Here is a 16,069-nt window from a genome sequence, read left to right on the forward strand (position 1 = left end):
GAGATCACTTGATGCGTTCCCCCCACCGCATAGCCACGCGACCTTCGGAAGCACCACTCGACGCCCCACGCGACGCACCACTCAACACACCAGCCGACGCGGATTCCTATACCAATCCGTACGACGAACTGGGCGCCCTCGCCTCCAACCCGCTGGAGGAGTTCCTCAAGGAGGACGGCAAGGGCGGGACCGACGCGGATGCCCCCTGGACGCCGCCCAACCACCGGCGTGGCAGCCGCGGCCGTAACCGCAGCCGGCGCCGCCGCAACCGCTTCGCCGGTCTGCCGCTCGCCGCGAAGGCCCTGGTCGCCGTCCTCGTCGCCACCGCGTTCCTCGCGCTCGGCGACCGCTGGGCCCTGCTCTACGCCGAGCACGAGGCCGCGGAGAAGCTCAAGGACCAGATGCACCTGAGCGCGGCGCCCGAGGTCGACATCGAAGGGTTCCCCTTCCTCACGCAGGTCTTCGACAAGCGCGTGGACAAGGTGAAGGTGACCGTCCCGGACGTCGCGGCCGACCGGGTCTCGCTCGCCAAGGTCTCCGCCACCGCCTCGGACGTGACCATCGACGGCGACGGGCCCACCTCGATCACGGGCGCCACCATCGGGCAGATGGATGGCGAGGTCCTGCTCTCCTTCGAGGACCTCAACCGCGAACTCGGCGCCTCCCAGGTCACGTTCACCGGACGCGGCACCGACCAGGTCCTCGCGCGCGGCACGCTGCCCGTCGCGGGCCACGACCTGAAGGTGCGCGCCGACGCCCGCATCCAGCGCAACGGCGACCGCGGCATCTCCACCGACATCGGCGGCATGAGCCTGCAACTCGGCGACCTGGCGACCTACCGCCCGGGGGCGCGGAAGTCGGAGGGCCTGCACCTGTCGAAGAGCTCCGCGGACCGCGTGGCCAAGGAGACCGCCAAGGCGAAGGCGCTGCTCTCCGTCCCGGCGATCGTCGAGCGGCTCGGCGTCCCGGAGAACGTGGTGCGCGGCGCCCTGAAGAGCGACACCAAGCTCAACGAACTCACCGGCTCGCCGCGGTTCGTGAACGACGTGATGGGCCTGAACCTCATCGACGTGGCGATGGGCCACCCCGAGCTCCTCAAGAAGCTGGGCCTCGACCCCGCCCTCCTGAACGGCCTCTCCCAGCTCACCCGCCCCGTCCTCGCCGACCGCCTCACCCTCGCCTTCCAGCTGCCGAAGCTGCCGGGCACCGGGACGATGGCGCTGCGCGACGTGACGGTGGAGGAGGAGGGCATCCGGGTGCGGATCGCGGGGGCCGGGATCGGCGTCGGCCGCTAGGGCCTGTGCCGCTCCAGGTCCTGTGCCGCTCCAGGTCCTGTGCCGGGAGTCCCCTCGGCCCCGTGACGGGCTTCAGACGACCAACCGGCCATCCCGCAACGCCAACTCGTCGCCTTCGAACCGCGCCCGCAGCCGGCGGTCGTGGCTGACGATCACCAGCGTGCCGCGGTACTGGGCGAGCGCCGCCTCCAGGTCCTCCACCAGGGCGGGGGAGAGGTGGTTCGTCGGCTCGTCCAGGAGCAGCAGGTCCAGGGGGCGGGTGACGAGTTCGGCGAGTTCCAGGCGGCGGCGCAGGCCCACCGAGAGGGTGCGTACCGGCCGGTCGAGGTCCGCCTCGCGGAACAGGCCGAGGGAGAGCAGCTCGTCGCGCCGCTCCTCGCCGAAGACGGCGAGCACCGAACGGCGCTCCCGCCACAGTGCGTTGTCCTGCCGCAGCAGTCCGACCCGCGCGGGCCCGCGGACCTCCCCGCTCGCGGGCGTCAGCTCCCCGGCGAGCAGCCGCAGCAGCGTCGACTTGCCCGCGCCGTTCGGCCCGGTGACGAGCAGCCGCTCGCCCGCGCCGATCCGCAGCGTGCCGTCCACGGTGAGGCGTCCCGGCACGCGTACGTCGGTCAGTTCCACCGCCCCCGATGCCTCGCCCCGGACCCGCGCGGTGAAACGCAGGGGGCGCGGGGGCGGCGGCACCGGCCTCTCGGTGAGGCGTTGCAGGCGTTCCCGTGCGCTGCGGATGCGGCTCATCGCGCCGTGCGCCCGCGACCTGGCGCGGAAGGCGCCGGCGCCGCTGAACGCGGCGGGGGCCTTGCGGGGGATCGCGGAGAGCAGCCCGATGTTGGACTCGGCGAGCGCGGACTGCCGGGCGACCTCGGCGCGCCACTCGTCGTACTCGCGCTCGTGGCGGGCGCGCTCGGCGGCCTTGGCGGTGCGGAACCCGGCGTAGCCGTTGCCGTAGCGGCGCACGGTCCGCGTGTCGCCGTCGACCTCCAGGACCGTCGTCATGACGCGGTCGAGGAACGCCCTGTCGTGCGTGACGGCGACCAGCGTGCCGCGGTGGGCGCGCAGCCGGTCCTCCAGCCAGTGCACGGCCTCGTCGTCGAGGTCGTTCGTCGGTTCGTCCAGGAGCAGCAGCTCCGGGGCGGCCGCGAGGGTGCCCGCGAGGGCGAGGCGGGAGCGCTGGCCGCCGGAGAGCGTGCCGAGCGGGCGGGCGCGGTCCAGCGGGCCGCGTTCGCCGAGGCGGCGCAGGCCGACCTCGACCCGCCGGTCGGCGTCGTGCCCGCCGCGCGCCTCGAACTCGGCGACCAGGGCGGCATAGCGGTCGTACGCGGCCGGGTCCGCGCCCTCCAGGGTGGACTCGGCGATCCTGATCCGCCGCTCCAGGCAACGCAGTTCGGCCAGGGCGTGGTCGATCGCGTCGCCGACCGTCGCGGTGTGCGGCAGGTCGAGGGTCTGGGCGAGGTGTCCGGTGCCGCCGGGGGCGACGACGGTGAGGCTGCCGTTGTCGGGCTCCTCCTGCCCCGCGATGAGCCGCAGCAGCGTGGACTTGCCCGCTCCGTTGTCCCCGATGACGCCCGCCTTCTCGCCGGGCCGGACGGTGAGGGAGACGCGGTCCAGGACCAGGCGGTCCTCGTAGCGCTTGGTGACGTCGGTGAGGGTGAGCTGGGAGACGGTGGCGGGGGCGGGGGCGGTGACTGGGAACAAGTAGGTCCTCTTTGCTCGGCGGCATGGGCGGCGACACGACACGCAAGTGCGGTCGCTGGTACGAGACGTATCGTCTCGCGCACTCCGGAAAGGTAGCGCACTCCGGCCCGTTAGGCAAGACGCTCCGTCTCGTTCAGTTGATGGGAGTCTCCGGCGGCGGTGTCGCCGCCCCCGGCAGCTGCATCGTCGCCACCGTGCCGCCCCCCTCGGCCGCCGTCAGCGTCACCTCGCCGCCCGACTGCCGCACCGTACGGGCCACGATCGACAGACCGAGGCCCGAGCCCGGCAGGGAGCGCGCCGACGGGGAGCGCCAGAACCGGTCGAAGACGTGCGGGAGTTCGTCCGCGGGGATGCCGGGGCCGTGGTCCCGCACCGTCAGGCGACCACGGTCGAGGGTGACCTCCACCGTCCCGCCCCGCGGGCTGAACTTCACCGCGTTGTCCAGGATGTTGACGATGGCCCGCTCCAGGGCGGGCGGCTCCACGCGCACGTACCAGGGCGCGAGCTCCGCGGTGATCGTCAGCTCGGGGCCGCGCAGCCGGGCCCGTTCGATGGCCGTCCTCGTGACGTCGTGCAACGCCACGACCTGGACCTTGGCGCCGCCGGCCCCCGTGTCGGGGCGCGACAGCTCCTGGAGATCGCCGATGAGCACGGCCAGCTCGGTCATCTGCGCGGTGACCGAGGCGAGGAGCGCCTTGCGGTCGTCGGGCGGGATGGCCCGGCCCGTCTCCTCGCTGCGGGCGAGCAGTTCGATGTTCGTACGCAGGGAGGTCAGCGGGGTCCGCAGCTCGTGGCCGGCGTCGGCGATCAGCTGCTGCTGGAGGTCGCGGGAGGACGCCAGGGAGGCGGTCATGGAGTTGAAGGACTCCGAGAGGCGGGCGATCTCGTCGTCGCCGTCGACCGGGATGCGGAGGTTCAGGTCCTCGGTGCGGGCGACGTGCTCGACGGCCTCGGTGAGCCGGTCGACGGGGCGCAGCCCGGTGCGCGCGACCCAGAGTCCGGCCCCTCCGGCGCCGAGCACGCCGATGCCGGCGACGACGAGGAGGATCAGGGCGAGGTTGTCGAGGGTGTCGTCCATCTCGCTGAGCGGACGGGCCACGGAGACGGCGAGCGAGAGCTGCGAGTCCTCCAGCGGGTAGGTGTAGACCCGGTACTTCTCGCCGTTGGCCGCGGTGGTGTTGTGGTACGTCGCGGACTTCTTGCCGGCGGCCACCGCGGTGTCCGCGTCGCTGACCTTGATCGACTGGCGGCCGAGGATGATGCAGTTGGTGCCGTTCTCGGCCACCACCTGGATCGTCTGGTTGTACAGATCCGGGTTGTCGCGCCCGGGGATCTCCCGCAGGCACCGCGCCCCGCCGGCCACCGGGTCGATGTCGATCCGCTGGACCACGTCACCCGGCTTGGGACGATTGCTGCTCAGCGCGTCGTCCAGCGAGTCCAGCAGGGCATTGCGCACCACGAACCAGCAGGTGACGGCCGCCGCCGCGACGGCGAGGGCCACAGCCACCGTGACCAGCAACGCCAAGCGCGAGCGCAAAGGCAACCCCCGAAAGCGCCGCACCACCCCGTTCACTCGCCGCCCCGCAGCACGTACCCGACCCCCCGCACCGTGTGCACGAGGCGCGGCTCGCCGCCCGCCTCCGTCTTGCGGCGCAAGTACATGACGTACACGTCGAGGGAGTTGGACGACGGCTCGAAGTCGAAGCCCCAGACCGCCTTGAGGATCTGCTCGCGGGTGAGGACCTGGCGCGGGTGGGCGAGGAACATCTCCAGGAGGGTGAACTCCGTGCGGGTCAGCTCGACCGTCCGCCCGCCCCGCGTGACCTCGCGCGTCGCGAGGTCCATCCGCAGGTCGGCGAAGGCGAGCGTGTCGCCGTCGGCGGCCTGCCCGGCCCCCGCCGCGTACGAGCTGCGGCGCAGCAGCGCGCGGATGCGGGCGAAGAGCTCGTCCAGCTCGAAGGGCTTGACGAGGTAGTCGTCGGCGCCCGCGTCGAGTCCCGTGACGCGGTCGCCGACGGTGTCGCGCGCGGTCAGCATCAGGATCGGCGTGGTCGATCCGGTGGCGCGGAGTCTGCGCGCGGCGGTGAGGCCGTCCATGCGGGGCATCTGGATGTCGAGCACGACGAGGTCGGGCCGGTACGCCGCGGCCTTCTCCAGCGCGTCGGCGCCGTCGACGGCGACCTCCGTGCCGTACCCCTCGAAGGCGAGGCTGCGGCGCAGCGCCTCCCGCACGGCGGGTTCGTCGTCCACGATCAGGATGCGCAGCTGCTCGCGGTCACCGGTGCGGTCGCCTTCGGCGGGGCTCATGGGCTTCGGACTTCCTCGGGTCAGGGGGCGGAACGGGCCGGTACTGCCGGTATCAGCCTCGCACGCGGGGGCGCGGTGCGGCTGCCGTCACGTCTTCGATCCCGACCGCAGCTTGCCCAGGTCGTCCTTGACCGCGTCGATGGGGATGGCGAAGCCGAGGCCGACGCTGCCGGACGCGGACTCGCCCGTCCCCTGGCCGGAGGAACTGGGCGAGTACATCGCCGAGTTGATGCCGATGACGTTGCCGTTCATGTCGATGAGGGCGCCGCCGGAGTTGCCGGGGTTGAGGGAGGCGTCGGTCTGGAGCGCCTTGTACGTGGTCTTCGACGACCCGGTGTCGCCGTTGAACTCCCGTCCGTCGAACTCGAACGGCCAGCCGCCCTGCGGGTCCTGCGGCTGCTCCTGCCCCTCGCCCGTGGAGACGGTGACGTCGCGGTCGAGCGCGGAGATGATGCCGCTGGTGACGGTGCCGGTCAGGCCCTCGGGGGAGCCGATGGCGACGACCTCGTCGCCGACCTTGACGTTCTCGGAGTTGCCGAGCGTCGCGGGCTTGAGCCCGGAGGCGCCCTTCAGCTGGATGAGCGCCAGGTCCTTCTTGCTGTCGGTGCCGACGACCTCGGCGTCGTACGTCTTGCCGTCGTTCGTCCGCACCTTGATCGACGAGGCGCCCGCGATGACGTGGTTGTTGGTGATGATCTCGCCGTCGCTCGTGGTGATCACGCCGGAGCCGGTCGACTTGCCCTGCCCGCTCGTGGCGCTGATCTCGACGATGCTGGGGCTGACCGCCTCGGCGACTCCGGAGACGGTGCCCTTCTTGCTCGTCGGCACGACGTCCGTGCTGGCGGCGGTGGAACCGCTGTCCCGGCCCGTGAGGGTCTGCACGCCGTACGCGGTGCCGCCGCCCACCGCCGCCGCCGCGATCGCGACGGCCGCGAGCAGGGCCGCGGGGCCCCTGGCGCGGCGGCGCCTGGCGGGGGCGGGCGCGAGCAGCGGGTCCTGCGGCTGCTGAGGTGCCTCCGGCGCGTGAGCGGGCGGGGGCGGGTACGCGCCGTGTGCGTACGCTCCCGGCGTACCGCCGTGGTGCACAGGCGCTGACGACTGCTGCTGGGGGTACTCGCCGCTGGGGCGGAAGGTCTCGGTCATGACACTGAGACTGGCGGCCGCAGATGAGAGCTGCCTGAGTACGTCCTGAGAAGCCCGGCAGAAGTGCGTATGCCCGATATAAAGGCGAGCGCGGGCGCTGTCGGCGAGGCGCTACTTGCAGCCGCAGGACTGCCGCACGACCAGCCGCGAGGGGAACAGCTTCAGCCGCTCCCGCCGCGACCCCGCGACCCGGAGCCCGTCGTCCAGGACGAGGTCCACCGCGGCGCGCGCCATCGCGGGCCGGTCCGAGGCCACCGTCGTCAGCGGCGGATCCGTGAGGCCCGCCTCCTTGACGTCGTCGAAGCCGGCGACGGCCAGCTCGCCCGGCACGTCGATGCGCAGCTCCCGCGCCGCCCGCAGGATGCCGATGGCCTGGTCGTCGGTGGAGCAGAAGATCGCGGTGGGCCGGTCGGGCCCGGCGAGCAGCCGCAGGCCGACCTGGTAGGCGTCGTAGCGGTTGTAGGGCGCTTCGAAGAGCCGGCCCTCCACCGGACGCCCGGCCTCCCGCATCGCCCGCCGCCAGCCCTCGACGTGATCGGAGACGGGGTCGCCGACGGTCGGGGTCTCGGCCATGCCGCCGAGACAGGCGACGGACTCGTGGCCGTGTTCGAGCAGGTGCCGGGTGGCGAGCTGGGCGCCGCCGACGTCGTCCGTGACGACCGCGACGTCGTCGATGGCCTCGGGCCGCTCGTGCAGGAGCACCACGCGGGCGTCCCACGCGTCTATCTCGGCGGCGGCCTGGTCGGTCAGGCCGTGGCTGACGAGGATGAGGCCGGAGACCCGCATGCCGAGGAAGGCGCGGAGATAGTGGGTCTCGCGCTCCTCCACGTAGTCGGAGTTGCCGACGAGGACCATCTTTCCGCGCTCGGACGCGGCCTGTTCGACGGCGTGCGTCATCTCCGCGAAGAAGGGCTGCCGCGCGTCCGGCACGATCATGCCTATGAGGTCGGTGCGCCGCGAGGCCATGGCCTGGGCAACCCTGTCGGGCCGGTACCCCAGCTCCTTGATCGCGGCGAGTACCCGCTCGCGCGTGGCCGGGGCGACCGGCCGGGGTCCGTTGTTGATGACGTAACTGACGACCGCGGTCGAAGTACCCGCAAGTCTTGCCACGTCATCCCGAGTCACCTTGGCCACGCGCGGAGTCTACGCGGATGGAACTACCGCTGGGCAGGGCGTACGGCAGCTTCCTTCACAGCGGGCGCCGCGGCCTTCGCCTTCTCGGCCTCGGCCGCGCGTTCGACCTTCTCCGGGGCGACGAAGCGGTAACCGACATTGCGGACCGTGCCGATCAGCGACTCGTGCTCGACGCCGAGCTTCGCCCGCAGCCGCCGCACGTGCACGTCGACCGTCCGCGTGCCGCCGAAGTAGTCGTAGCCCCACACCTCCTGGAGCAGCTGGGCGCGCGTGAAGACCCGCCCCGGGTGCTGCGCCAGATACTTGAGCAGCTCGAACTCCTTGAAGGTCAGGTCCAGGACCCGGCCCTTCAGCTTCGCGCTGTACGTCGCCTCGTCCACGGAGAGATCGCCGTTGCGGATCTCCATGGGGGAGTCGTCGGAGGTGATCTGCTGGCGGCCCATCGCGAGCCGCAGCCGGGCCTCGACCTCGGCGGGGCCCGCCGTGTCGAGGAGCACGTCGTCGATGCCCCAGTCCGCGGTGACGGCCGCGAGGCCGCCCTCCGTCACGACGAGGACCAGCGGACAGCCGGGGCCCGTGGAGCGGAGCAGCTGGCAGAGGCTGCGGACCTGCGGCAGGTCGCGGCGCCCGTCGATCAGGATGACGTCGGCACCCGGGGTGTCGACGAGAGCGGGCCCCTCCGCCGGGGCGACGCGCACGTTGTGAAGGAGCAGGCCGAGAGCGGGGAGCACCTCCGTCGACGGCTGGAGGGCATTGGTCAGGAGCAGCAGAGAACTCATCGCCGACCACCTGCCCGGGTCGTCTGACTGTCGTGCACGTTTCGCTCGCCCATAACGTCGGTTCCTCCTCGGTCCCTGCGAGGACGTTTACGGCACTGCTTCGTACTTTTCTTGTACCTTCGACGGCCCGCGCCCAGGGGCCCGAAAGCACGAAAGGACCCGGGGGCTGCGCTGCCCGGATCCTCTGCCCAGCAGAATAGCCCACATGAGTTCCGGTCCGGCAGGTCAAACCGCGCGATCTTCTGTGCCTCCGATCACGCGCGGTCGGCGTCACGTTCAGCGGTACGCAACGCTGCGTACACAGGACGGAGTGGCCATCGAGGCCGCCCACGACCCCGGACCCGACCCCGCGGGAGAGCTCGCGATCGTCGTCGCGCACGGCTTCACGGGCGACCTCGCACGTCCGCACGTGCGCCGGATCGCGGGTGTCCTCGCCCGGCGTGCGGGCGTCATCACCTTCTCCTTCCGGGGGCACGGCCGCTCCGGCGGGCACTCCACGGTCGGCGACCGCGAGGTGCTCGACCTGGCCGCGGCGGTCGAGTGGGCCCGGTCCCTCGGATACGCGCACGTGGTCACCGTCGGCTTCTCGATGGGCGGCTCGGTCGTGCTGCGGCACGCCGCGTCGCACCGGGGGCGCACGGAAGCGCGGACCGACGCGGTGGTCGCCGTGAGTGCCCCGGCGCGTTGGTTCTACCGGGGTACGGCGCCGATGCGGCGGCTGCACTGGGTGGTCACCCGGCCCGCGGGCCGGGCGGTCGGCCGCTTCGGACTGCGGACCCGAATCCACCCGCACGAGTGGGACCCCGTGCCCCTTTCGCCGGTCGAGTCCGTCCCCCTCATCGCCCCGACACCCCTGCTCGTCGTCCACGGCGACCGGGACCCGTACTTCCCGCTCGACCATCCGCGGATGCTCGCCGTGGCCGCCGCCGGCGGGGCGGAGCTGTGGCTGGAAGAGGGCATGGGGCACGCCGAGCACGCGGCGACGGACGGGCTCGTCGCACGGATCGGCTCCTGGGCCACGGCATCATGGACGTCGGCAACCGCCGAGGAGACATCGGCGACCGCCGACTGAAAGGAAGGGGAGTCGCATGGTGAACGGCACCATTCGTTACTGGGCCGCTGCCAAGGCGGCCGCGGGCGTCGCCGAGGAGCCGTACGCGGCGGTGACGCTGGCCGAGGCGCTGGACGCGGCCCGCGAGCGGCATCCCGGTGAGCTCGTCCGGGTGTTGCAGCGCTGCTCCTTCCTCGTCGACGGGGACCCCGTCGGGACCCGCGGGCATGAGACCGTACGGCTGGCCGAGGGCGGCACGGTCGAGGTGCTCCCGCCGTTCGCAGGAGGATGAGCGCCATGTCCGAGCAGCCCAACGAGAGGTACGCGGGGCGGCAGGGGTACGAGGGATACGAGGGGTACGAGCCGTATCCGCAGCAGTACCCGCAGCAGCAGCCGTATCCGGAACAGCAGCAGCACCAGCCGTACCCGGAACAGCAGCAGTACCAGCCGTATCCGGAGCAGCAGTACTACACGCAGCCGCACGAGCCGCAGCAACAGCAGCAGCAGTACTACGCCGACCCCCAGTCCCAGCAGTACTACCCGGACCCCCAGCAGTACTACGCCGATCCGCAGCAGCAGTACGGCCACGACCAGCACACCCAGCAGTGGGAGGGCCAGACCTGGGAGACGCAGGTGCAGCCGCCGGCGGCCGCGGTGGACGTGACGGAGACGGCGTACCTGCCCGCGCAGGGCGCGAACGCGATGAGCCCAGCGGACGCGGCACGTGCCCAGGAGCCCGCCGCCGCCCCCGGCGACGACCCCTCCTACGGCCCCGCCACCACCACCGGCAACCCCCGCGTCACCGACGCCCAGCGGGCCCGGGCCGAGGGCCGGTCGCCGATCATCGAGCCGGGCATGCAGCCCGCCGCGCTGACCGCCGTGCTCGGGCTGCTGCTCGCGGCGGGCGCCGCCGTCGGGCAGTACGCGCTGCTCGTGCCGCTGGTCCTGCTCCAGGCCGTGACCGCCGCCGGATGGTTCCGCCTCAACGGCATGTGGCCCGCGCGGCAGGGCATCGCGCTCGCCTTCCTCGGCGGTGTCGTCGCGGACGCCGTGCTGCTCGGCGTCGGCAAGGAGCACGGGCCCGCCGCCATCCTCGGCACCCTCGGCGTGTGGGTGCTGCTCGTGCTGGTGCTGCAACTGCGCAGCAGGGCCGGTGCCGACGAGCGGATGTACGGGCTGATGGCCACCGTGGTCTCCGCCGCGCTCGCGATCGTCGCGGCCGGGCACCTCGCGGCCGCCTCCGACGCCGTGACCGTGGGCGGCATCGCCGTCGCCGTCGCGGTCCTCGCCCGCGCGCTGCCGCTGCCCACCCCCGCCTCCGTCGTCGTCGCCCTGCTCGCGGCCGCCGGTGCCGGGATCGCCCTCGGCGGGACCACCGACTACGGCAGCAAGGGCGCGCTGCTCGCCGTCGGCGCCGGGGTGTGCGCGCTGATCGGACACCGGGTCGCCAGCTACGACTACCCGTCCCGCTTCGTGCACATGACGGCGGGCGTCGCGCTGCCGCTCGCGGCCGCCGCCCCCGCCGTCTACGTCCTCGGGCGTGCCATCGGCTGACCGCCCCGCTGATCGTCACAGCTGTTCGACAGGTCCCCGGCCGAGCGATGCGGCCGGGGACCTGTCCTTTAGGCTCGCCGCAACGACAGTCGCCGCGGGGGACAAGTGGGGGAACACCGGACATGAGCAAGCGAGCCGTACGCATACTTCTGATAGTCGTCGTGGTCCTCGGAGGCCTCTTCGTGGCCGCGGACCGGCTCGCCGTGAACTTCGCCGAGGGCGAGGCGGCGGAGAAGATGCGCGCCAACGAGGGCCTGAGCGAGACGCCCGACGTCTCGATCAAGGGCTTCCCCTTCCTGACGCAGGTGGCAGGCGGAGAGCTCGACGACGTCGAGGTGGGCATCAAGGACTACGACGCCAAGTCCGGTGCCGACTCCATCCGGATCGCCGACCTCACCGCCCACATGAAGGGCGTGAAGTTCTCCGGCGACTACAGCTCGGCGACCGCCGCGACCGCCACGGGCACCGCCCACGTCTCGTACGACGAGCTCCTGAAGGCCGGCAAGTCCGAGCCCGTGGAGCTGCCGCTCGGCGCCACCGGCAAGGTCGTCGGCCTCTCCGACGGCGGCAACGGCAAGATCAAGGTCGAGATCGAGGTCAGCAAGGGCGGCGCGAAGCTGCCGAAGCCCGTCCACGTGCTCAGCTCGGTCCGCGTCGAGGGCGACACCATCAAGGTGCACGCCGACGAGATCCCCAAGAGCATCGACGTCCTCGGCGTCTCCATCCCGCTCCCCGAGGGCACCGCACGGAACGTCACCGACTTCGAGCAGAAGATCGACGACCTGCCCGCCGGGATCAAGCTGAAGAAGGTCGAGGCGGCGCCGGACGGCGTGGACATGTCCGTGGCCGGCTCCCAGGTGCGGCTGGCGGGCTGACCACAGTACGAGACGGCGGCGTCCGCCCGCCGGATGTGAGCGGCGCGACACGGAGCCCGCGGCCCCACCGGGGCGGCCGCGGGCTTCAACCATTCCCGCATGGCGGACGATCGTGTCTCACTATGCGGAGCGCCGGTGACACGGCAGCCTCTCCGTCCCTACGATCGGACCCATGCAACGACAGGCGGACCTCACGAAGCGGCGGGCAGTGGACCTGTGCCGCGTCGCCGCCATGCTCTGTCGCACCTTCTAGCGGGAGCCTCGAACCTCCCGTTTCCCCCGGCCCGTCGACGCTCTCGGTCAGGGCCACCCCGTGCCGTACGCCGCGCCTCCCCGCGCGCCCGTCGTCGTACGCGCACATCCCTCGCAGCACCGCCGCACCGCCGTAACTGCCCCGGAGGAGAAAAGCATGAGCCGCAGCGACGTCCTGGTCGACGCCGACTGGGTCGAGGCCCACATCGAGGACCCGAAGGTCGTCATCGTCGAGGTCGACGAGGACACCTCCGCGTACGACAAGAACCACATCAAGAACGCGATCCGCATCGACTGGACCAAGGACCTCCAGGACCCGGTCCGCCGTGACTTCATCGACCAGGAGGGCTTCGAGAAGCTCCTCTCGGCGAAGGGCATCGCGAACGACTCCACCGTCGTCCTCTACGGCGGCAACAACAACTGGTTCGCGTCGTACGCCTTCTGGTACTTCAAGCTCTACGGCCACCAGGACGTGAAGCTCCTCGACGGCGGCCGCAAGAAGTGGGAGCTGGACTCCCGCGACCTGGTCGACGGCTCCGAGGTCCCGAACCGCCCCGCCACCGAGTACAAGGCCAAGCCGCAGGACACCTCGATCCGCGCCTTCCGCGACGACGTCGTGGCCGCCATCGGCTCGCAGAACCTCGTCGATGTGCGCTCGCCCGACGAGTTCAGCGGCAAGCTGCTCGCCCCGGCCCACCTCCCGCAGGAGCAGTCGCAGCGCCCCGGCCACGTGCCGAGCGCCCGCAACATCCCGTGGTCGAAGAACGCCAACGACGACGGCACCTTCAAGTCCGACGAAGAGCTCAAGGCCCTCTACGAGGCCGAGCAGGTCGACCTCTCCAAGGACACCATCGCCTACTGCCGCATCGGTGAGCGTTCGGCCCTGACCTGGTTCGTCCTGCACGAGCTGCTCGGCCAGACCAACGTCAAGAACTACGACGGCTCCTGGACCGAGTACGGCTCGCTCGTCGGCGTGCCGATCGAGCTCGGCGCCAACAAGTAGGACCCCCGGACCTCTCAACCCCTCAGGAGTACCCATGTGTGGAGCAAAGGCCGGCGGCCCCGACGCTTCGACCATCAAGCCCGGTGAGACGACGATCCAGGGCCAGGTGACCCGCGACGGCGAGCCCGTCACCGGTTACGTGCGCCTGCTCGACTCGACCGGCGAGTTCACCGCCGAGGTCCCCACCTCGGCCACCGGACAGTTCCGCTTCTACGCCGCCGAGGGCACGTGGACCGTCCGGGCGCTGATCCCCGGCGGCACGGCCGACCGTACGGTCGTCGCCCAGACGGGCGGTCTGGCGGAGGTCGCGATCGCGGTCTGATCACACCGCACCGCACCGCAGACGGCTGGAGGGCCGCACCCCAGGGGGTTGGACGCCACTGGAACGGGGTGCGGCCCTTCGGCTGCGTCATGGCCGGCTACGCGGCTACGGCTGGTGTCTGCGTCTGCCGTCCAGCTCGTCCCACCACTCGTCGGACTCGGCGTCCCCGCTCGGGTCGTCCCACCAGCGGTCGTCCGGGCCCCGACGGTTCGCCGTGATCGCGGCCAGCGGCGGGATCACCATCGCCACGACACACATCCCGACGGCCACGGGAACCGACCAGAGCCGCACCACACCCCAGGCGAGGACGAAGAGCCCGACGCACGTCCCCATCATGGCGAAGTACAGATGGCGCCTGCGCGCGTACATACACCCAGCGTACGTCCCGAGCCCCCTCACAGAGAGGGACGGGCGCCGCCCGACTACAGTGGGACCGGCTCTGATATCTGCCCCGACCCGCTCACCGAGGAGCACCCCGTGCTTGAGGCCTTCTTCTCCGCCCTGCTGGTTCTCGTCTGCGTCGGCGTTCTCGCCTTCATGGGCCTGACCGTGAAGAAGCTGTACCAGGGCCAGCGCTGACCTTCCCGCCCCCCATCGCCACCTCCACAGATCGCCTGAGCTTCCCATGATCGAGATTCCGTCCGACCTGAACCCCGACCTCGTCCCCCTCGCCTTCCTCCTCGGCAACTGGGCCGGCGCGGGCGTCACCGACTTCCCCGGCGCCGAGAAGGCGAATTTCGGCCAGGAGGTCTCCTTCACGCACGACGGCCGGGACTTCATCGAGTACCGCTCGTACACGTGGGTGCTCGACTCCGAGGGCAACAAGGTCAAGCCCCTGGAGACCGAGTCCGGCTTCTGGCGCATCGACAAGGACCGCAAGGTCGAGGTCGTCATGGTCCGTGACGACGGTGTCGTCGAGGTCTGGTACGGCGAGCTGGCCGACAAGAAGCCGCAGATCGACCTGGCCACCGACGCCGTCGCCCGCACCGCCGCCTCCGGCCCCTACACCGGCGGCAAGCGGCTCTACGGCTACGTGAAGGGCGACCTGATGTGGGTCGGCGAGAAGCAGACCCCCGAGGTGCCGCTGCGGCCCTACATGTCGGCCCAGCTGAAGAAGGTCGTCACCCCCGAAGAGGTCGCCGAGATGGCCCGCAACCTCGGCGATCTGCCGGACGACGGCATCGCTTTCTTCAAGTAGACCTAGACTTCTGGTGTGACGAGTACCGACTCCGACTGGAAGAGCGATCTGCGTCAGCGCGGCTACCGGCTGACGCCGCAGCGTCAGCTTGTCCTCGAAGCCGTCGACACCCTTGAACACGCGACCCCCGACGACATCCTCTGCGAAGTGCGGAAGACGGCGTCGGGGGTCAACATCTCCACGGTCTACCGCACCCTGGAGCTCCTGGAGGAGCTGGGCCTGGTCAGCCACGCCCACCTCGGGCACGGCGCGCCGACGTACCACCTGGCGGACCGGCACCACCACATCCACCTCGTCTGCCGGGACTGCACGGACGTCATCGAGGCCGACACGGGGATCGCCGCGGAGTTCACCGCCAAGCTGCGGGACACCTTCGGCTTCGACACCGACCTGAAGCACTTCGCGATCTTCGGGCAGTGCGCGAAGTGCCGGGGCTCGGAATAAGCCCGGGCGCGGGCTGGTCGTAGTCTTTGTGAACATGAAGAGCCCCCTGTTGTCCCTGCCCGGCGCCGTCCCCGCCGAGGGTGTGGACGAAGGCGTCGCCGCCCACTACGGCGAACTGTTCCGTGAGCAGCGCGCCCTCGCCGACGGCACCGGTTTCGTCGACCTCTCGCACCGCGGGGTCGTCACCGTGACCGGCTCCGACCGGCTGAGCTGGCTGCATCTGCTGATCACCCAGCACGTCAGCGAGCTGCCCGCGGGCCAGGCGACCGAAGCGCTGATCCTCTCCGCCAACGGCCACATCGAGCACCACCTCTCCCTCGTCGACGACGGCGAGACCGTCTGGGCGCACGTCGAGCCGGGCACGCAGGACGCGCTCATCGCGTACCTGGAGAGCATGAAGTTCTTCTACCGCGTCGAAGTCGCCGATCGCACCGACGAGTTCGCCGTCGTCCACCTGCCCGCCGGCTCCATCGCCCCGGTCCCCCAGGGCGCCGTCGTCCGCGAGACCGCGTACGGCCGTGACCTGTTCCTGCCGCGCGCGGACCTGGAGGCGTTCGCCGCCTCCCACGGCCCCGCCGCCGGCCTCCTCGCGTACGAGGCGCTGCGGGTGGAGGCCCACCGGCCGCGCCTCGGCTTCGAGACGGACCACCGCACCATCCCGCACGAGCTGGGCTGGATCGGCTCCGCGGTCCACCTCCAGAAGGGCTGCTACCGCGGCCAGGAGACGGTCGCCCGCGTGCAGAACCTGGGCAAGCCGCCGCGCCGCCTCGTCTTCCTGCACCTGGACGGCAGCGAGGTGCACCTGCCGGCGGCGGGCACGCCGCTGCACCTCGCGAGCGAGGGCGCCGAGGGCCGCAAGCTGGGGTTCGTCACCACCGCCGTGCGCCACCACGAGCTCGGGCCGATCGCGCTCGGCCTCATCAAGCGCAATGTGCCGCTGGACGCGGGTCTTGTCGCCGGTGACACGGCGGCCGCGCAGGAGACCGTGGTCGAGCCGTAGCGAGGCGCCCGCCGCGG

18 protein-coding genes are annotated in these 16,069 nt (G+C 71.6%); 11 read left to right on the forward strand and 7 right to left on the reverse strand.

The window, feature by feature from the left end; all coding sequences use genetic code 11:
* The first annotated feature begins 11 nt into the window (after positions 1-11).
* The gene (locus ACZ4Z4_RS12235) at positions 12-1,295 is read left to right on the forward strand and encodes an LmeA family phospholipid-binding protein (RefSeq protein WP_468325967.1); all 1,284 of its coding nucleotides are present in this window, start codon (positions 12-14) and stop codon (positions 1,293-1,295) included.
* Between the two features lie 72 nt (positions 1,296-1,367).
* Here the strand turns inward: ACZ4Z4_RS12235 and abc-f are convergent, their stop codons facing one another.
* The 6 genes from abc-f to ACZ4Z4_RS12265 all read right to left on the reverse strand — a co-directional run bounded on the left by abc-f (position 1,368) and on the right by ACZ4Z4_RS12265 (position 8,353).
* The gene (gene abc-f / locus ACZ4Z4_RS12240; RefSeq protein WP_468325971.1) at positions 1,368-2,990 is read right to left on the reverse strand and encodes a ribosomal protection-like ABC-F family protein; all 1,623 of its coding nucleotides are present in this window, start codon (positions 2,988-2,990) and stop codon (positions 1,368-1,370) included.
* A 133-nt stretch (positions 2,991-3,123) separates the two neighbouring features.
* Complete coding sequence (locus ACZ4Z4_RS12245; RefSeq protein ID WP_468325974.1) at positions 3,124-4,563, reverse strand: sensor histidine kinase; 1,440 nt, start codon at positions 4,561-4,563, stop codon at positions 3,124-3,126.
* Complete coding sequence (locus ACZ4Z4_RS12250; RefSeq protein ID WP_468325977.1) at positions 4,560-5,297, reverse strand: response regulator transcription factor; 738 nt, start codon at positions 5,295-5,297, stop codon at positions 4,560-4,562. Before ACZ4Z4_RS12250 ends, ACZ4Z4_RS12245 begins: the two co-directional genes overlap by 4 nt.
* Before the next feature lie 87 nt (positions 5,298-5,384).
* Positions 5,385-6,440: a S1C family serine protease gene (locus ACZ4Z4_RS12255; protein ID WP_468325980.1), complete on the reverse strand. Its 1,056-nt coding sequence runs from the start codon at positions 6,438-6,440 to the stop codon at positions 5,385-5,387.
* A 111-nt stretch (positions 6,441-6,551) separates the two neighbouring features.
* Positions 6,552-7,574, reverse strand: a complete 1,023-nt coding sequence (locus ACZ4Z4_RS12260; RefSeq protein WP_468325983.1) for a LacI family DNA-binding transcriptional regulator — start codon at positions 7,572-7,574, stop codon at positions 6,552-6,554.
* 23 nt (positions 7,575-7,597) lie between these two features.
* Entirely contained in the window at positions 7,598-8,353 is a 756-nt protein-coding gene (locus ACZ4Z4_RS12265) for a response regulator transcription factor (protein ID WP_468325986.1), read from the reverse strand.
* Positions 8,354-8,558: 205 nt separating this feature from the next.
* On the opposite strand from ACZ4Z4_RS12265, the gene ACZ4Z4_RS12270 reads away from it, so the two are divergent.
* The 7 genes from ACZ4Z4_RS12270 (at position 8,559) to ACZ4Z4_RS12300 (ending at position 13,410) form a co-directional block, all read left to right on the forward strand.
* Complete coding sequence (locus ACZ4Z4_RS12270; protein ID WP_468325989.1) at positions 8,559-9,425, forward strand: alpha/beta hydrolase; 867 nt, start codon at positions 8,559-8,561, stop codon at positions 9,423-9,425.
* A gap of 16 nt (positions 9,426-9,441) precedes the next feature.
* Entirely contained in the window at positions 9,442-9,696 is a 255-nt protein-coding gene (locus ACZ4Z4_RS12275) for a MoaD/ThiS family protein (RefSeq protein ID WP_468087460.1), read from the forward strand.
* 5 nt (positions 9,697-9,701) lie between these two features.
* A complete protein-coding gene (locus ACZ4Z4_RS12280) occupies positions 9,702-10,958 on the forward strand; it encodes a hypothetical protein (protein ID WP_468325991.1) in 1,257 nt (418 codons plus the stop codon).
* Positions 10,959-11,080: 122 nt separating this feature from the next.
* Positions 11,081-11,833 carry an LmeA family phospholipid-binding protein gene (locus ACZ4Z4_RS12285; protein WP_468325994.1) on the forward strand — a complete coding sequence of 251 codons (753 nt, stop codon included), beginning with the start codon at positions 11,081-11,083 and terminating at the stop codon, positions 11,831-11,833.
* A 172-nt stretch (positions 11,834-12,005) separates the two neighbouring features.
* Entirely contained in the window at positions 12,006-12,086 is an 81-nt protein-coding gene (locus ACZ4Z4_RS12290) for a putative leader peptide (RefSeq protein WP_351007875.1), read from the forward strand.
* A 156-nt stretch (positions 12,087-12,242) separates the two neighbouring features.
* A complete protein-coding gene (locus tag ACZ4Z4_RS12295; RefSeq protein WP_468325997.1) occupies positions 12,243-13,088 on the forward strand; it encodes a sulfurtransferase in 846 nt (281 codons plus the stop codon).
* A gap of 34 nt (positions 13,089-13,122) precedes the next feature.
* Positions 13,123-13,410 (forward strand): DUF1416 domain-containing protein, encoded by a 288-nt coding sequence (locus ACZ4Z4_RS12300; RefSeq protein WP_030784848.1) that lies wholly within the window; start codon positions 13,123-13,125, stop codon positions 13,408-13,410.
* Positions 13,411-13,515: 105 nt separating this feature from the next.
* On the opposite strand, the gene ACZ4Z4_RS12305 is transcribed toward ACZ4Z4_RS12300, so the two are convergent.
* Entirely contained in the window at positions 13,516-13,779 is a 264-nt protein-coding gene (locus tag ACZ4Z4_RS12305; RefSeq protein WP_468326000.1) for a DUF3099 domain-containing protein, read from the reverse strand.
* A gap of 256 nt (positions 13,780-14,035) precedes the next feature.
* On the opposite strand from ACZ4Z4_RS12305, the gene ACZ4Z4_RS12310 reads away from it, so the two are divergent.
* From ACZ4Z4_RS12310 to ygfZ, 3 genes are read left to right on the forward strand one after another with little or no spacing between them, the layout of a single operon-like run.
* Positions 14,036-14,608, forward strand: coding sequence for an FABP family protein (locus ACZ4Z4_RS12310; RefSeq protein WP_398302779.1), 573 nt, complete (start codon positions 14,036-14,038; stop codon positions 14,606-14,608).
* 15 nt (positions 14,609-14,623) lie between these two features.
* Positions 14,624-15,052 carry a Fur family transcriptional regulator gene (locus tag ACZ4Z4_RS12315; RefSeq protein WP_468326003.1) on the forward strand — a complete coding sequence of 143 codons (429 nt, stop codon included), beginning with the start codon at positions 14,624-14,626 and terminating at the stop codon, positions 15,050-15,052.
* Between the two features lie 34 nt (positions 15,053-15,086).
* Entirely contained in the window at positions 15,087-16,052 is a 966-nt protein-coding gene (ygfZ, locus tag ACZ4Z4_RS12320; RefSeq protein WP_468326006.1) for a CAF17-like 4Fe-4S cluster assembly/insertion protein YgfZ, read from the forward strand.
* The last annotated feature ends 17 nt before the right edge of the window (positions 16,053-16,069 follow it).

The organism is Streptomyces sp. NPDC030245, assembly GCF_055572995.1.

What these genes read in the sequence shown, in the direction of transcription:
- ACZ4Z4_RS12235 (WP_468325967.1), top strand. Translation starts at nt 12, where the DNA reads ATGCGTTCCCCCCACCGCATAGCCACGCGACCTTCGGAAGCACCACTC.
- ACZ4Z4_RS12250 (WP_468325977.1), bottom strand. Translation starts at nt 5,297, where the DNA reads ATGAGCCCCGCCGAAGGCGACCGCACCGGTGACCGCGAGCAGCTGCGC.
- ACZ4Z4_RS12255 (WP_468325980.1), bottom strand. Translation starts at nt 6,440, where the DNA reads ATGACCGAGACCTTCCGCCCCAGCGGCGAGTACCCCCAGCAGCAGTCG.
- ACZ4Z4_RS12265 (WP_468325986.1), bottom strand. Translation starts at nt 8,353, where the DNA reads ATGAGTTCTCTGCTGCTCCTGACCAATGCCCTCCAGCCGTCGACGGAG.
- ACZ4Z4_RS12270 (WP_468325989.1), top strand. Translation starts at nt 8,559, where the DNA reads ATGAGTTCCGGTCCGGCAGGTCAAACCGCGCGATCTTCTGTGCCTCCG.
- ACZ4Z4_RS12275 (WP_468087460.1), top strand. Translation starts at nt 9,442, where the DNA reads ATGGTGAACGGCACCATTCGTTACTGGGCCGCTGCCAAGGCGGCCGCG.
- ACZ4Z4_RS12280 (WP_468325991.1), top strand. Translation starts at nt 9,702, where the DNA reads ATGTCCGAGCAGCCCAACGAGAGGTACGCGGGGCGGCAGGGGTACGAG.
- ACZ4Z4_RS12285 (WP_468325994.1), top strand. Translation starts at nt 11,081, where the DNA reads ATGAGCAAGCGAGCCGTACGCATACTTCTGATAGTCGTCGTGGTCCTC.
- ACZ4Z4_RS12290 (WP_351007875.1), top strand. Translation starts at nt 12,006, where the DNA reads ATGCAACGACAGGCGGACCTCACGAAGCGGCGGGCAGTGGACCTGTGC.
- ACZ4Z4_RS12295 (WP_468325997.1), top strand. Translation starts at nt 12,243, where the DNA reads ATGAGCCGCAGCGACGTCCTGGTCGACGCCGACTGGGTCGAGGCCCAC.
- ACZ4Z4_RS12300 (WP_030784848.1), top strand. Translation starts at nt 13,123, where the DNA reads ATGTGTGGAGCAAAGGCCGGCGGCCCCGACGCTTCGACCATCAAGCCC.
- ACZ4Z4_RS12305 (WP_468326000.1), bottom strand. Translation starts at nt 13,779, where the DNA reads ATGTACGCGCGCAGGCGCCATCTGTACTTCGCCATGATGGGGACGTGC.
- ACZ4Z4_RS12310 (WP_398302779.1), top strand. Translation starts at nt 14,036, where the DNA reads ATGATCGAGATTCCGTCCGACCTGAACCCCGACCTCGTCCCCCTCGCC.
- ygfZ (WP_468326006.1), top strand. Translation starts at nt 15,087, where the DNA reads ATGAAGAGCCCCCTGTTGTCCCTGCCCGGCGCCGTCCCCGCCGAGGGT.